Annotated in this window: 16 protein-coding genes; 10 read left to right on the top strand and 6 right to left on the bottom strand. The window is 74.7% G+C overall.

Annotated features, from left to right (window positions below):
* Nucleotides 1-40: 40 nt before the first annotated feature.
* The 7 genes from VKZ81_RS08265 (at nt 41) to pruA (ending at nt 6,177) form a co-directional block, all read left to right on the top strand.
* Entirely contained in the window at nt 41-1,612 is a 1,572-nt protein-coding gene (locus VKZ81_RS08265; protein WP_324240855.1) for a PucR family transcriptional regulator, read from the top strand.
* Between the two features lie 139 nt (nt 1,613-1,751).
* Nucleotides 1,752-2,081: a hypothetical protein gene (locus VKZ81_RS08260; protein WP_324240854.1), complete on the top strand. Its 330-nt coding sequence runs from the start codon at nt 1,752-1,754 to the stop codon at nt 2,079-2,081.
* A 35-nt stretch (nt 2,082-2,116) separates the two neighbouring features.
* Nucleotides 2,117-2,581, top strand: a complete 465-nt coding sequence (locus VKZ81_RS08255; protein WP_324240853.1) for a tetratricopeptide repeat protein — start codon at nt 2,117-2,119, stop codon at nt 2,579-2,581.
* 125 nt (nt 2,582-2,706) lie between these two features.
* Nucleotides 2,707-3,483, top strand: a complete 777-nt coding sequence (locus VKZ81_RS08250; RefSeq protein WP_324240852.1) for a hypothetical protein — start codon at nt 2,707-2,709, stop codon at nt 3,481-3,483.
* Nucleotides 3,484-3,620: 137 nt separating this feature from the next.
* Nucleotides 3,621-3,956, top strand: coding sequence for an ArsR/SmtB family transcription factor (locus VKZ81_RS08245; protein ID WP_324240851.1), 336 nt, complete (start codon nt 3,621-3,623; stop codon nt 3,954-3,956).
* Nucleotides 3,956-4,426 (top strand): SRPBCC family protein, encoded by a 471-nt coding sequence (locus tag VKZ81_RS08240; protein WP_324240850.1) that lies wholly within the window; start codon nt 3,956-3,958, stop codon nt 4,424-4,426. Before VKZ81_RS08245 ends, VKZ81_RS08240 begins: the two co-directional genes overlap by 1 nt.
* Before the next feature lie 125 nt (nt 4,427-4,551).
* Nucleotides 4,552-6,177, top strand: a complete 1,626-nt coding sequence (pruA, locus tag VKZ81_RS08235) for an L-glutamate gamma-semialdehyde dehydrogenase (RefSeq protein ID WP_324240849.1) — start codon at nt 4,552-4,554, stop codon at nt 6,175-6,177.
* Between the two features lie 13 nt (nt 6,178-6,190).
* On the opposite strand, the gene VKZ81_RS08230 is transcribed toward pruA, so the two are convergent.
* From VKZ81_RS08230 to pdxR, 6 genes are all read right to left on the bottom strand, one after another.
* Entirely contained in the window at nt 6,191-7,444 is a 1,254-nt protein-coding gene (locus VKZ81_RS08230) for a cellulase family glycosylhydrolase (RefSeq protein ID WP_324240848.1), read from the bottom strand.
* Entirely contained in the window at nt 7,441-8,862 is a 1,422-nt protein-coding gene (locus tag VKZ81_RS08225; protein ID WP_324240847.1) for a four-carbon acid sugar kinase family protein, read from the bottom strand. The genes VKZ81_RS08230 and VKZ81_RS08225 overlap by 4 nt, the downstream gene beginning before the upstream one ends.
* Nucleotides 8,859-9,620, bottom strand: a complete 762-nt coding sequence (locus VKZ81_RS08220) for an SDR family NAD(P)-dependent oxidoreductase (RefSeq protein ID WP_324240846.1) — start codon at nt 9,618-9,620, stop codon at nt 8,859-8,861. The genes VKZ81_RS08225 and VKZ81_RS08220 overlap by 4 nt, the downstream gene beginning before the upstream one ends.
* The gene (locus tag VKZ81_RS08215; RefSeq protein WP_324240845.1) at nt 9,617-10,480 is read right to left on the bottom strand and encodes an NAD(P)-dependent oxidoreductase; all 864 of its coding nucleotides are present in this window, start codon (nt 10,478-10,480) and stop codon (nt 9,617-9,619) included. The genes VKZ81_RS08220 and VKZ81_RS08215 overlap by 4 nt, the downstream gene beginning before the upstream one ends.
* 206 nt (nt 10,481-10,686) lie before the next feature.
* A complete protein-coding gene (locus tag VKZ81_RS08210; protein ID WP_324240844.1) occupies nt 10,687-11,058 on the bottom strand; it encodes a hypothetical protein in 372 nt (123 codons plus the stop codon).
* A gap of 7 nt (nt 11,059-11,065) precedes the next feature.
* Nucleotides 11,066-12,430, bottom strand: coding sequence for a MocR-like pyridoxine biosynthesis transcription factor PdxR (gene pdxR / locus VKZ81_RS08205; RefSeq protein ID WP_324240843.1), 1,365 nt, complete (start codon nt 12,428-12,430; stop codon nt 11,066-11,068).
* A 68-nt stretch (nt 12,431-12,498) separates the two neighbouring features.
* Between pdxR and VKZ81_RS08200 the strand changes: the two genes are divergently transcribed.
* From VKZ81_RS08200 to VKZ81_RS08190, 3 genes are all read left to right on the top strand, one after another.
* The gene (locus VKZ81_RS08200) at nt 12,499-13,149 is read left to right on the top strand and encodes a pyridoxamine 5'-phosphate oxidase family protein (RefSeq protein WP_324240842.1); all 651 of its coding nucleotides are present in this window, start codon (nt 12,499-12,501) and stop codon (nt 13,147-13,149) included.
* A 40-nt stretch (nt 13,150-13,189) separates the two neighbouring features.
* Nucleotides 13,190-13,549, top strand: coding sequence for a hypothetical protein (locus VKZ81_RS08195; RefSeq protein ID WP_324240841.1), 360 nt, complete (start codon nt 13,190-13,192; stop codon nt 13,547-13,549).
* 38 nt (nt 13,550-13,587) lie between these two features.
* The coding region (locus tag VKZ81_RS08190; RefSeq protein ID WP_491723613.1) for a prolyl oligopeptidase family protein at nt 13,588-14,326 on the top strand (739 nt) is incomplete at its 3' end.

Genomic DNA, 14,326 nt, shown 5'->3' with positions numbered 1-14,326 from the left:
ACCCCCTCGTCCACCCCGACGAGCCGCGAGGAGGCAGGGCATGGACACCACGCTGCGCCGTCTCCTCGCCGCGATCGGCGAGCCGCTGGTGCAGGTGGCCGCCGCCCCCGGCGGCCTGGACGTGCCGCTGACCGGGCTCGCGATCGTCGACCCGGACGACGAGCCCGACCAGTACCCCGGCCAGCTGGTCCTGGTGATCGGCGTGCGCGGGCGGGCCGCCACCGCGACCCTGCGGGCGGTGGCGCGCAGGGGCGCGGCGGCCGTGGCGGTGAAGGCGGACGGGGCCCAGGAAGCGCTGCAGGCCGCCGCCGCGGACGCGGGCATCGCGCTGCTGCTCGTGCCGCCCGAGGTGCGCTGGGAGCGGATCGAGTCGCTCGCCCGCGACGTCCTCCACGAGGGCGGGGCGGCGGGCGACGACGGCTCGGGCGACCTGTACTCGCTCGCCCAGACGGTCGCGCTGCTCACCCGCGGGGTCGTCAGCATCGAGGACACCGCGAGCCGCGTGCTCGCCTACTCCCGCTCCGACGACGACGCGGCACAGGTCGACGAGCTGCGCCGGCTGTCGATCCTCGGCCGGCAGGGCCCCGAGGCCTACCTGCGGATGCTGCGCGAGTGGGGTGTGTTCGACCGGCTGCGCGACAGCGAGGAGGTCGTGGAGGTCGACGAGCACGCGGAGCTGGGGATCCGCCGCAGGCTCGCGATCGGCATCCACGCCGGACACCGCCAGCTCGGCACGATCTGGGTGCAGGAGGGGGCGGAGCCGTTCGCCGAGCGCGCGGCCGAGGTGCTGGTCGGTGCCGCGCGGGTGGCGGCGGGCCACATCGTGCGCCGCCGCACCCAGCAGGCCCCGGGCAGGCGCTGGGAGCGCGACCTCGTCGCCGGGCTGCTCGACGGACGGGCGAGCCCGGACCTGGTGGCCGGGGCGGTCGGCCTGAACGAGGAGTCGAGCGCGCTGGTCGTCGCGTTCGCGGTCCGCGACGACGACGCCGCGGCGCAGGAACTGGTCGTCACCGAGCTCGTCGACGTGGTCTCGGTGCACGCCGCGGCGCACCGGCGGACCGCGCTCTGCGCCGCGGTCGGGCCGCGTGTGTACGCGGTGCTGCCCGACGTGCACTCCACGGACGGCGCGGTCGCCCTGTGCAAGGAGGTCGTCGCCGTCACCCGGCGCCGCGGCGACGTCCGGGTGCAGGCGGGGATCGGGTCGCCCGCCGCGCGGCTCGCGGGGGTCCCCGACTCCCGCCGCGAGGCCGATCGGGTGCTCGACGCGATGAGCCCCGCCCAGGACGTGGCGGTGTTCGGCGAGATCCGGGCCGAGGTGCTGCTCACCCAGACCCTCGGGCTGCTGGCGGCGAACCCCGACCTGCGCGACCCGGGCGTCGCCCGGCTCGTCGAGTACGACCGCGAACACCGCACCGACCTCGTCGGCTCCGTGGTCGCGTGGCTGGACGCGATGGGCGACGTCCGCGCGGCCGCGGAGCGGCTCACCGTGCACCCCAACACCCTTCGCTACCGGGTGCGGCGGGCCTCCGCCATCGCCGGGCTGCGGCTGGACGACCCGCGGGCGCGGCTCGTCTACCACCTGCAACTGCTGGCGGCCACGCGCAGCACGTAGCCCGTCCGGTTCACCGGGCTCGACCCGACGGAGCAGCCGCCCACCGATTTGGGGTTACCCGGTATTTCCCGGGCCGGCGGAACCCTCTCCCCCGCGCATTGCCCGATCTACTGGGTACGACTCCATCCCGGAGCGAGACATGAAGAACTCGATCGACAAGATCATCGCGCACGTCGTGCAGATGGGTGACACCATCACTAACACGCAGCCCCTCATCGTCGACGTCAACGGCATGCGAAAGCAATTGGCGGACGCCGTCGTGCGCGGTGCGCTCACGGTCGAGGCGGCCGCGGCGTTGGCACACGCGCTCGACGACGCGGAGCGGGAATTGGCCAAGCCCGCTCCCCGCCGGGGCAGGCTCCGCGAGATCATCAGCGGGATGACGGCGCTCGCGAGCGGCATCTCCGCTTCGGCCGGCCTCGTCGAATCACTCGATGCCTTCACACGCACCGTCAACGGCTCGCAATGACGAGGCACCAGTTCCACCACATGCACGGCCACGTGATGCAGATCGCGGACCAGATCTTCAACGGGGCCCAGGCGCGGACGCGGGACGATCACGTCCAGGTCGGCCACGCTCTGCTCGCGAGCCGCGCATACGCCGAGGCAGCGCGCTCGTTCACCGAGGCGATCGCCGCGGACCCGGGGTGCGCCGAGGCGCATTTCGGTCTCGCGCTCGCGCTGCTGCAGGGCAAGCGCCCGCATCGGCACGGCACGACAACCATCAACCGGGTGGAGAACCACCTGCGCGCGGCCGCGGAGCTCGTCGAAGCACGCGTTCTCGAACTCCTCGTCGCCGAGGACCACCTGCTGGCATGGCAGCGAGCGCCACGGGAGATCCCGACCCACGTCACCGAGATGGCGAAAGAGCTGCCCGTGACCCGCGCGTACCTCATCCTCACCCACGTTCCCGCACCGGAGGCACGAACATGGCGCGCGATCTGGCAGTCCACCGGTCGGTCGGGGTGAGACCACTCGGTGGTGTCGGTGCCGGGAGTCGAACGGAGGTCGTGCGCAAGTACTTCGAGCGAACCCCGCCGCCTGCGCACAAACGCAATGCCGTACTCGTGCTGTCCCTGGCGTGCATCGGCGTCATGAGCGCTGCCGGAATGCTCGTGACGCACCACTCGAGCCTGGCGCTCGGTACCGCGCTGCTCACCCTCGTGCCCCTCGCGCAGGGCGTGCGGCTGATGGCCACCTACCGCCACCAGTACGCGGCCGCCGAGCCGAAACCGACCGACGCCCTCATGGACGAGCTGCTCAGCGCCGACCTCCGGCGCGCCGCGGACCGCGCGCTCCAGCGCCTCGGGATCACGCTGGACGAGCTGGAGCTGCGCAGCCGGGACGTCGACCCCCTCGCCAGGGGAGGCTCGCGGCGGCTCGCCGACCAGGGGCGCGGCGCGATCGCGGTCTTCGGGCCGACCCCGCACGCCGTGGGGCGGATCGGACTCGACCGCAAGTGGCGGTTCGCGACCTACCGCATCATGGTCATCTGCCCGACCGGGCACCACCTCGGCATCTACCAGTGCGACCTGGACCTCGCGACCGGCCGCCGGTACCGCGAGCGGACCGACGAGTACCACTACGACGACGTCGTCGCGATCCGGACCACGACGACCGCGGCGCCCGACCTCACGATCGGCGTGCTCGACGCATCGGCGCTCCACCGGATGTGGCTGCGGGGCACGCTGTACCGGCAGCTGCAGATCATCGTCTCGAGCGGGGACCGCAGCTCCATCATCGTCGGGATCACCGACGAGGACGAACGGGGCAACAACATCCCCCTCCAGGAGTCCGGGATCGACGCCGTGATCGAGGCGGTCCGGCGCACCCTGCGCACCAAGAAGGGCGGCATCGTCCCGTCGACGTAGAAGCGGGGCGGCCCGATCGTCGATGCGGCTCCGCGCCGGGTCCCGCGGCACCCACGTCGGCATCCGCCGCCGGCAGGCCCACCGAATCCCACCGCACCCCTTGACCCGACCACCCCTCACCCACAACACTGAACTGCATGGTTCAGTGTTCGGGCGGGCTCGACGACTCGTTCCACGCGCTGTCCGACCGCACCCGCCGCGGCATCCTGGAGCGCCTCGGCCGGGGTGAGGCGTCGATCAGCGAGCTCGCCGAGCACTTCGACATGACGCTGACCGGCCTGAAGAAGCACGTGAGCGTGCTCGAGCAGGCGGGGCTGGTGACCACGGAGAAGGTCGGCCGGACCCGCATCTGCCGGCTGGGCCCGCGGCGGCTGGACGACGAGACCGCGTGGATCGCGCGGTACCGGGACATGCTCGAGGCCCGCCTCGACCGACTGGGCGAGTTCCTCGAGAACACGAAGGGAGAACGGTGATGGGCAGGGCCACGATCACGACGCCCGCGGAGCGGGAGATCCACGTCGAGCGCGTCTTCGACGCGCCGCGCGACCGGGTGTGGAAGGCGTTCACCGACCCGGAGCTGATCGCGCGGTGGTGGGGCGGCGTCGGCGAGAAGGTCGTCGTCGAGCGGATGGAGGTCGAGCGCGGCGGGCACTGGCGGTTCGTCGTGCACGGCCCGGACCGCAGCGACGGGTTCGAGGGCCGCTACCGCGAGGTCACGCCGCCGGAGCGGATCGTGCAGACGTTCGAGTGGGACGGCATGCCCGGCCACGTCGTCGTCGAGACGGCGACGTTCACCGACCTCGGCGACGGCCGCACGAAGGTCACGACCGTCTCGCTGTTCCACACCACCGAGGAGCGCGACGGGATGCTGCAGTCCGGGATGGAGGAGGGGCTGAACTCCAGCTACGAGGCGCTCGACGCGCTGCTCGCCGAGCAGCCCTGACCGCGGCCCCCAGGATCGTCCACCCGAACAACACGATCCCGGAATCGTTGTCCTGCTGGACGATCCTGGGAAGCGCTCGCGTTCCTATGGTTCAAGGCACCGCCGACCCCGGGGAGTCCCCTGCCATGGACGCGATCACCACCACTCCGATCCCGCGGAACGAACCGGTGCGCGACTACGCACCCGGATCGCCGGAACGCGCGAGCCTGCAGGCTGCGCTCACCGAGCTGGGTGGGATGCAGCACGAGCTGACCGTGACGATCGACGGTCGCACGCAGATGGCGAGCGGCACGCCGTTCGACGTCGTCGCGCCGCACGACCACCGGCACGTGCTCGGCCGGTCGGCCAACGCGGGCCACGGCGAGGCGAAGGCCGCGGTCGAGGCCGCGCTGCGGGCGGCGCCCGAATGGCGGTCGCTGCCGTTCGAGGCGCGGGCCTCGGTGCTGCTGCGGGCCGCCGACCTGCTGTCGGGGCCGTGGCGCGACCGGATGAACGCCGCCACCATGCTCGGCCAGAGCAAGACCTGCTACCAGGCCGAGATCGACTCCGCCTGCGAGCTGGCCGACTTCTGGCGCTTCAACGTGGCGTACGCCCGCCAGATCCTGGAGAACCAGCCCAACAGCAGCCCCGGCGTCTGGAACCGGATGGACTACCGGCCGCTCGAGGGCTTCGTCTACGCGATCACGCCGTTCAACTTCACCGCGATCGCCGGGAACCTGCCCACCGCGCCCGCGCTCATGGGCAACACGGTGATCTGGAAGCCCTCCCCCACGCAGACGCTCGCGGCCTACTACACGATGCGGCTGCTGGAGGAGGCGGGCATGCCGCCCGGCGTGATCAACATGCTCACCGGCGACGGCCGGGAGATCTCCGAGGTGCTGCTCGCCGACCGCGCGCTCGCCGGCATCCACTTCACCGGCTCGTCGGCGACGTTCCAGCACCTGTGGCGGCAGGTGGGCGCGAACATCGCCAACTACGCCACCTACCCGCGCCTGGTCGGCGAGACCGGCGGCAAGGACTTCGTGCTCGCCCACCCGTCCGCGGACATCGACGTGCTGCGCACCGCGCTCGTCCGCGGAGCGTTCGAGTACCAGGGCCAGAAGTGCTCGGCGGCCTCGCGGGCGTTCATCCCGCGCTCGGTGTGGGCCCGGCTGCGCGACGACCTCGTCGACGAGACGAACGCCTTGCCGATGGGCGACGTCGAGGACTTCTCCAACTTCCTCGGCGCCCTCATCGACCGCCGGGCCTACGACAAGGTCGCCGGCGCGGTCGAGCGCGCCCACGCCGACCCGAACCTCGAGGTCATCGCGGGCGGCACCGCCGACGACAGCACCGGCTACTTCGTGCGGCCGACCATCGTGGTGGGCTCCGACCCCGGCCACGACGTGTTCTGCACCGAGTACTTCGGCCCCTTCCTCGCCGTCCACGTCTACGACGACGGCGAGTTCTCGGACGTGCTGACGCTCGTGGACCAGGGCGCGCCGTACGGGCTCACCGGCGCGATCATCGCCCAGGACCGCGCGGCCATCGACACCGCGTCGCAGGCCCTGCGCTTCGCGGCGGGCAACTTCTACATCAACGACAAGCCGACCGGGGCGGTGGTCGGGCAACAGCCGTTCGGCGGCGGCCGGGCGTCGGGCACCAACGACAAGGCGGGCTCGATCTACAACCTGCTCCGCTGGGTCAGCCCGCGCTCGCTCAAGGAGACGTTCGTGCCGCCGCGGACCAGCCGCTACCCGCACCAGGGCTGACCGGGCGGTTCGATCAGCGCGTGTGCGCCGCGATCCGCTCGAGGATCCAGCGGATCCCCGGGTGGGCGGGCGTGCCGTCGGCGGCGCCGGGGCCGACGTCGAAGATGTTGTTCCACCGGTTCGGCGTGCTCGGCTCGCCGAGGTGGTCGGCCGTGCCCACCCGGGACGCGCCCTGGAACCAGCCCGCGACGTGCACCATGAGGTGCACGCGCTTGTCCGGGTGCCGGCCGACGTAGTCGATCAGGCGCAGGTAGGAGTCCTTGCCCGCGACGGCGCCGCCGCTGCCGCTCGCGCTGTCCTCCGTGCGCCACGCGCCGTAGATGCGCCGCCACCCCGGGAAGTCGACGTAGTGGCCCTCCCGCGCCGGGGTGGCAGGCGGCTCGTCCACGAAGCCCTGGCCGCTGCCCCCGAACGACTCGACGTTGACGACGGGCTTTCCGGTGTGGTCGGTGAGCTCCTCGAACGCGTCGATGGCCTCGTCGCCGTCGGCCCCGGCGTCGTGCAGCACCACGTCGACGTCGTCGAGCTCGGCGATCTCCTCGGTGTCGTCGAGCTCCACAGACCCGGTTCCGACGAGGCGGCCGGGCGCGGCCTCCTTCACCGCGGCCAGGTACTCCTCCAGGCTGCGCTGCGAGGTGAGCTCCTCGGACAGGTCCGGTTCGTTGAACACGTTGAAGATGACGTTGGAGTAGTCCCGCAGCGCGGCCGCCCCGGTCCGCGCGGCCGCGGCGAGCGTCTCCGGGGTGTCGTCCTCGACGGCCGATCCGTAGAACAGCCCGACGATCACCACCATCCCGCGGGCGTCGGCGGCCTCGATGATCCGGCGGGTCCGCTCGACGACCGCGGTGCCGGTGGTCGTGCCGTTCGCGGTGTGGTCGGCGTCGTCGTCGAACCCGACGATCGAGGTGACCTCCTGCTCGGCGTCGTCGATGGCGGTGCCGTCGCGGGTGAACACACGCGCGTACCCGCCGCTGGAGCCCTGCAGCCAGACGGTGAAGCTGTTGACGCCGTGGTCGCGCCACGTGTCGAGCTGGGCGATGAGCTGCTCGGTCCAGTCGTCGCGCATCGCCGCGCTGGCCACCCGGAACCCGAAGAGGGTGGTGGGCGTGCCGTTCACCAGGAGCCGACCGTCGTCGACGGCGACGGTGGTGCGGGTCCGGCTCGGCGCCGGGGTGGCGGTGGTGGTCCCGCTCCTGTCCGGCCGCTCCGCCGGGGCGCAGGCGGCCAGCAGGGCGAGCAACGCGAGCAGCGCGCAGGTCGGCTTCACGCCCGGACGGTAGAGGTGAGCACCCGTACGACGGCGAGCAGGGAGCGCTCGTCGCCGACGTTGCCCGGGAACACCACGTAGGGGATGCCCGCGGCGGGGCCGCCCACCGGTTCCCACAGCGACACGATCCCGGGCAGCATCGGGCCGCGGACGATCGCGTGCCGGATCCCCAGCCCCTCGCTCGCGACGTCGGACGACGTGATACCGCCCTTGGCGACCACGAACCGCGGCCGCCGCCGCGCGATGGTCCCGCGCACCACGTCGACGAGCCCGGCCGAGACGGTGCGAGCGATCCGCAGGCTCTCGGCCGCCGAGCCGCCCCGCACCAGTGCGCGGCTGGTGTGCAGGACGACGTCGCCGTGGGCGAGCCCCGCCACCACGTCGGCGACGACCGGCTCCAGCGGCGCGCCGCGCAACAGCTCGTCGACCTGCAGCTCCACCACCCGGGCCGCCGGGTGGCCCGCGAGCAGCGCCTCGAGCTGGCGGGTGGTCAGCCCGACGTGCGAGCCGATGACGACGAGGCCGCCGCCCGCACCGGGCGGGCGGCCCGCGAACGCCTCCTCGGCCGTGAGCGGCGCGCGGGCCTCCTGGCCGATCCGGCCCCGCACGAACGGCGGCCCCACCCGGTACAGCAGGTTCTTGCCCCGCCGCTCGGCCTCCGCGAGCCCGAGGGCGAGCGCCCGCAGGTCGTTCTCGGTGACGACGTCGGCGACAGCCGGGACACCCCCGGTGGCCGGGGCGAGGGCGTCGGCGATCGCGCCGGCCCCACCGCGGACCACGGCCAGGTCGAGGACGATCACCGCCTCGGCCGGGTAGCGGCCCCCCGACTTCTCGGCCACGTACTCGGCGAGGCGCGACCGCGTGTAGCCGAACGTCGCGTCCCGCGCGAACTCGGTCTCGGCGACGGGGACGAGCCCACCGGCACCGTCGCGCACGTAGTGGGTGCCCCCGATCGTCACGCGCCCGGCGTCCGGGAACGCGGGCACGACCACGACCGCGTCGGTGCGCACCCCGCGGGCCCGCTCCAGCTCCTGCGCGATCACCTCGGGTTCGAGCGGGAAGTGGCCGCGCAACGTGGAGTCGCTGCGGCTGACGAACCCGATCTCCGCCCCGCCCGCGGCCGCCAGGGCGTTGCGCACGACCTCGCGGTTGCGCTGCTCGGCCTCGTCCGGGTCGAGGCTGCGGGTGTTGGTCAGCACGTACACGGCGGGGGCCCGCTGGGCGAACGCCCACGCGAAGTCCTCGCTCGCCCATCGGGTGAGCACGGGCAGGTCGGCGACGGACTGGGTGCCGGTCGGGTCGTCGTCGAGCACGACGAGGGTGCGGCCCGTCGCGGCGACGGACGCCGCCACCTCGGGCGCGGGGACCTCGACCTCGGGCGGGTAGCCGGCGAGCAGGTCGGACTCGAGCACCGTCATGAGATCTGCAACCCGCCGTTGATGTCGTAGGTGGCGGCGGTGATCCAGCCCGCCTCGTCGGAGAGCAGGAACGCGATGAGCGCCGCGACCTCGTCCCGGGTTCCGACCCGCTTGAGCAGGGTGTCGGCCGACAGCGCCGCCTTGCGCTCCTCGGTGAGCGTCCCGCCCATGATGTCGGTGTCGACCGGCCCGGGCGCGACCGCGTTGACGGTGATGCCGTGCTCGCCCACCTCGCGGGCGAGCGCACGGGTGAACCCGATGATCGCGGCCTTCGACGCGCTGTAGGCCACCCGCGAGTACGAGCCGCCGCCCCGCTGCGCCGCGACCGAGGAGACGCTGACGACCCGCCCCTGCCTGCGCTCGACCATGCCGCGCACCACGCGCTGGGTGACGAGGAACGTGCCGCGGGCGTTGACCGCGAAGACCCGGTCCCAGCTCTCCACGGTCTCGTTCAGGAACGGGACGGGCGAGGCGATCCCGGCGACGTTGGCCAGCCCCACGATCGGCGGCAGGCCCGCCTCCACCTCGGCGATCGCCGCGTCCACGGACGCCTGGTCGGAGACGTCGACGCCGACGCCGAGCGCGGGCACCCCGCGTTCCCGCCCGATCTCGGCGGCCGTCGCCCGCGCGCCGTCGGCGTCGATGTCGAGCACCGCGATCGCCCAGCCGTCGCGGGCGAGCCGGTCGGCCGCGGCGCGGCCGATGCCGCGCGGGGAGCCCGCGCCGGTCACCACGGCGGTGCGCCCGCCCCCGCTCATGCGCCCGCCTCCGTGTAGGTCTCGATCACCCGCGAGTCGTCGCGCGCGGCGAGCCCCGCCTCGGCGGCCCGCAGGAACCGTTCGCGCGCGGCGTCGAGCAGCGGCGTGCGGGCGCCCGCCGCGCCCGCCGCGTCGGCCACCAGGCCGGTGTCCTTGACGAAGATCGAGATCGCGCTGGCGACCTCGACGTCGGTGCCCTGCAGCATCCGCCGCCCCCGGTCGGAGAGCATGAACGAGCCGGCGGCTCCCTGCTCGACCAGCGACAGGACCTCGGCCTGGTCGAGGCCGAGCGCGCCGGCCAGCGCGAGCGCCTCGGCCGCGGCGACGATGTGGACGGCGCACAGGTGCTGGTTGATGACCTTGACCGCCTGGCCCGCCCCGACCTCGTCGCCCACCACGCGCACGGTGCCGAGCGCGTCGAGCACCGGGCGTGCCGCGGCCACGTCGGCGGCGGGGCCGGAGGCGAACAGCGTGAGCTCGCCGTTGCGGGCGCGGGCGACGCCGCCGGTCACCGGAACGTCGATCACCGCGGCGCCGGCCCCGGCCAGCCGGGCGGCCTGCGCGCGCACCGCGTCCGGCCCCACCGTGCTCATCACGACCCAGCGCTGCCCCGCGACGTCGCCGCCGAGCGCGTCGGAGACGAGCGCGGCGAGCTGGTCGGGCGTGGCGACCATCGCGATCACGAACTCCGCACGCGGCGCCGCGGCGAGCTCGGCCACGGCGGGTACGCCCGCGGCGGCCGCCCGCTCCCGCGCCGCGGGAAGCGTGTCGACCCCGGTCGTGTCGTGGCCCGCGTCCACCAGCCTGCGGGCCATGGGCAGGCCGATGGCCCCCACGCCCACGAACGTCACGGTTGGCATCCAGCTCCTCCTCGGGGTTGGGGCACGGCGCCGGACGGGCGGGAGCGCGCGCCGTGCCGTGGCGCATCGACGGGAAGGGCTCGACCGGCGGCGGATGCACCCGGATCGGTTCCGGGGCGCTCGGGAACGGGGCGGACCGGCGACGACTGGTCCACGGCCCTCCTCCGACATTGGTCTGATCAATCTAGGCAGCGACCGCGGCCGGCTCAAGCTCCCCGGTCGAGCTGGTGCTCGGGCACGCCGACGCTCCTGCCGTAGGCCACCACGTGCGCCCGCGCGGGCTCGTCGCCGCGCCGGTACCGGAACGAGCGCCCGGCGAAGATCACCACGTGGTCGTCGCCGACCGTGAAGTCCGCGTACCACCCGCCCTCGGCGAGCAGGACCGCCGACAGCGCGTCGGCCAGCTCGCCCGCCCGCTCGTCGGGAGCGGTGACGTCGATGAGCGTCCACACCGGCGGCTGGCCGGGCCCGGCTGTTGCCGACACGTCCTCCCGCCACATCCGGACGATCCGCAGGTCGGGCACGTCCAACACCGCGCCGGGGCGAAGGCTCTCGGCCAGGATGCGTCCACGCAGCATCGGCCGATCATCGCGTGCGGAGGGCCTCCGCCACCACCGGCAGCGCGCGATCGAGCTCGTCGGGGCCGGGGCCCGCGTAGCCGAGGACGAGCCCTGCCCGCTGCGGCGGCCCGGCGTGGTGGCGCGCGAGCCCGTCGAGCCGGACGCCGCGGGCCGCGGCGGCGGCCACGACCGCCTCCTCGGTGGCGGTGTCCGGCAGCGGCACGACGACGTGCGCGCCCGCCGCGTCGCCCTCGACCGCGTGCCCGGCGGCGCGCACGGCCTCGACCACGGCGGCGCGGCGGCGGGCGAGTTCCCGGCGCAGCCGCCGCAGGTGTCGCGCCAGGTCGCCGTGGGCACCGAACGCGGCGAACACCCGTTGCCCGGCCCGCGCCGGGCGGGTGCCGCTGCGCTCGCGCGCGGCCAGCACCGCATCCCGCACCGCGGGCGGGGCGACCATCCACCCCACGCCGAGCGTCTGGGTGAGCAGCTTGCTCCCGGTGCCCAGGTGGACCACGACGTCAGGTCCGAGCGCGGCGAGCAGCGGCAGCGGCGCGACGTCGTAGCGCAGCTCCCCGTCGTAGTCGTCCTCCACCACGAGGAACCCCTCGGCCCGCGCGCGTTCCACCAGCGCGACCCGGCGCGCCGCCCCGAGCCGTGAGCCGGTGGGGAACTGGTGGGCAGGCGTGCAGTAGACGGCCGCGAGCCCGGGCGGGAGCGCGTCCACCACGAGGCCCGCCCCGTCGACCGGGACGCTCACGACCTCGAGGCCGGCGTCGCGGAGCGCGACGACCGCCCGCTGGTAGCCGGGCTCCTCGACGGCGACGCGGCCGCCGGGCGGAAGGGTGCGCGCGAGCTCGCCGACCGCGGCGGTGCTGCCGCCGGTGGCGAGCACGTCGCCCGGGTCGGCGGGCAGGCCGCGGTGGCGCAGCAGGTGCTCGACCACGACCGCGCGGAACTCGGCGAGCCCCACCCCGTCCGGGGCGACGTCGGGGGCCGGGTCGGCGGCCGCCCGCCACGCCCGCCGCCACGCCGCCCGGTCGAGCACGGCGGTGCAGGGGGTGCCCGCCGTCAGGTTGACGAGCGGCGGCTCGGGCCGGGTCGCGGGCGCGGCCGGGGCACGCAGGCGGGCGGGCGGCCCCGCGGGCGCGCCCACCACGTAGGTGCCCGACCCGCGCCGCCCCTGCACCCAGCCCTCGGCGAGCAGCTGGTCGTAGGCCGCGGCGGTCACCGTGCGGCTCACCCCGAGCGTCGCCGCGAGCGCCCGCGTCGACGGGAGGCGATCGCCCGCGCGCAGCGTGCCGTCCGCCGTGGCGGCCCGCAGCGCGTCGGCCAGCTGCGCGGCGAGCGGGCGCCCGGCGGTGCGGTCCAGCGGCAGCGGGGGCAGGTCCACGAGTGGCCTTCCGAACTCGGGTGGAAGTGGCCCTGCCACGATGCCACCTCACGCCGGACGATGGGGGTGTGAGCCTCTCGACGACCGCCCGCACGACCCTGACCCGGCACCGCGAACGCGCCCGCACCGACCGGGCCGACCTGTACGCCGTGCTCGACGCGGGGCTGGTCTGCCACGTCGGGCTCGTCCGCGACGGCGCCCCCGTCGTGCTGCCCACCGGCTACGGCCGCATCGACGACACCGTCTACGTCCACGGCTCCACCGGCGCCGGCTGGCTGCGGATCGCCGACGGCGCCCCGGTCTGCCTGACCGTCACCCACCTCGACGGGATCGTCTACGCCCGCTCGGTGTTCAGCCACTCGATGAACTACCGCAGCGCGGTGGTGCACGGCACGGCCCGGCTCGTCACCGATCCCGCCGAGAAGCTCGCCGGCCTGCGCGCCATCACCGAGCAGCTCTCGCCCGGGTCGTGGGAGCACGCCCGCGAGCCGGACCGCCGCGAGCTCGCCGCCACCGCCGTGTTCGCGATCGGCCTCGGCGAGGCCAGCGTCAAGGTGCGCACCGGCCCGCCCGGCGACGACGAGGCAGACGTCGCGGCGGGCGGGCGCTGGGCGGGCGTGCTGCCGGTCCGCACGGTCTTCGGCGACCCCGAGCCGGACCCGGCCCTCCCGCCCGGTGCCCCGGTGCCCGCCCACGTCGCCGAGCGCCGGTCCGGTTGATCGCTGGCCCGGACCCGGCGCGGCATCGGATCCTTCCGGCGTGACCAGGACCGGGGTACGCCGAGACGACGGGGAGCTGATCGGGTTCGTCGAGCCCGACGGCGACGGGGGTTGGCGCGCGCTGGCGGTGTTCGGCGGCGAGCTCGCCACCGCTCCCGACCGCGAGGCGGCCGTCGCCGAGGTCCGGGCGGCCGGGCTGGGCGTGCTCGCCGACACGTGGTGGTACCACGACGGCACGGAGTGGGTGCCCGCCGTGATCCGGGAGGCGGGGCCGGGCCGCGTGGTGGCGCTCGTCGGGCACGCCAGCCGGTACGCGGGGGTGATCGGCGCGGGCGACCTGGCCGAGACCGTCACGCTCACCGGCCCGGACGCCGCCGCGCTCCGCAGGAAGGCCATCTGACGGAGACCACCGGACCGGGTGACGTAACCTCGGCCCGCGTGAACGCTCCCTACCCGGATGCCGAGCGCCTCGACCTGGTCGAGGAGCTGCACGGGCACCGCGTCGCCGACCCGTACCGGTGGCTCGAGGACCCCGACGACCCGCGCACGCGGGCGTGGTCGGCCGCGCAGGACGAGCTGACCGGGGAGCACCTCGGCCGGATCCCCGGCCGGGACCGGCTCGCCACCCGGCTCTCGGAGCTCATGTCGGCCGGGTCGGTGTCGGCGCCGCTGTGGCGGGCCGGGCGCCGGTTCGCCACCCGCCGCGCCCCCGGGCAGGAGCACGCCGTGCTGCACGTCCGCGAGCCCGACGGCACCGAGCGGGTGCTGCTGGACCCGGTGGCGATCGACCCCACCGGGCGCACCACCCTCGACGGCTGGGTCCCCGACCTCGAGGGCAGGCGGCTGGCCTACCAGCTCTCGACCGGCGGCGACGAGCACTCGGTGCTGCACGTGCTCGACGTCGCCACCGGCGAGGACGTCGAGGAGCCGATCGACCGCTGCCGCTACTCCGACGTCGCCTGGCTGCCCGGCGGCGAGGAGTACGTGTTCGTGCGGATGGTCGCCGAGGACGAGGTGCCGCCCGGGGAGCAGGCGTTCCACCGCCGGATCTGGCGTCACCGCATCGGCAGGCCCACCAGCGAGGACGAGCTGATCGACGGACCCGGCCTCTACGAGGACCACACCTACTACGGGGTGCACGTCGCGCGCGACGGCGGGTGGCTCGTCGTCACCGGCA

The organism is Pseudonocardia sp., from assembly GCF_035305885.1.
Lineage (GTDB): Bacteria > Actinomycetota > Actinomycetes > Mycobacteriales > Pseudonocardiaceae > Pseudonocardia.
This window is presented reverse-complemented; position numbering and strand designations above follow the sequence as displayed.

Coding starts and splice junctions, on each gene's coding strand:
- VKZ81_RS08260 (WP_324240854.1), top strand. CDS start 1,752: ATGAAGAACTCGATCGACAAGATCATCGCGCACGTCGTGCAGATGGGT.
- VKZ81_RS08245 (WP_324240851.1), top strand. CDS start 3,621: ATGGTTCAGTGTTCGGGCGGGCTCGACGACTCGTTCCACGCGCTGTCC.
- VKZ81_RS08220 (WP_324240846.1), bottom strand. CDS start 9,620: ATGAGCGGGGGCGGGCGCACCGCCGTGGTGACCGGCGCGGGCTCCCCG.
- VKZ81_RS08265 (WP_324240855.1), top strand. CDS start 41: ATGGACACCACGCTGCGCCGTCTCCTCGCCGCGATCGGCGAGCCGCTG.
- VKZ81_RS08240 (WP_324240850.1), top strand. CDS start 3,956: ATGGGCAGGGCCACGATCACGACGCCCGCGGAGCGGGAGATCCACGTC.
- VKZ81_RS08225 (WP_324240847.1), bottom strand. CDS start 8,862: ATGACGGTGCTCGAGTCCGACCTGCTCGCCGGCTACCCGCCCGAGGTC.
- pruA (WP_324240849.1), top strand. CDS start 4,552: ATGGACGCGATCACCACCACTCCGATCCCGCGGAACGAACCGGTGCGC.
- VKZ81_RS08215 (WP_324240845.1), bottom strand. CDS start 10,480: ATGCCAACCGTGACGTTCGTGGGCGTGGGGGCCATCGGCCTGCCCATG.
- VKZ81_RS08255 (WP_324240853.1), top strand. CDS start 2,117: ATGCAGATCGCGGACCAGATCTTCAACGGGGCCCAGGCGCGGACGCGG.
- VKZ81_RS08250 (WP_324240852.1), top strand. CDS start 2,707: ATGAGCGCTGCCGGAATGCTCGTGACGCACCACTCGAGCCTGGCGCTC.
- VKZ81_RS08210 (WP_324240844.1), bottom strand. CDS start 11,058: ATGCTGCGTGGACGCATCCTGGCCGAGAGCCTTCGCCCCGGCGCGGTG.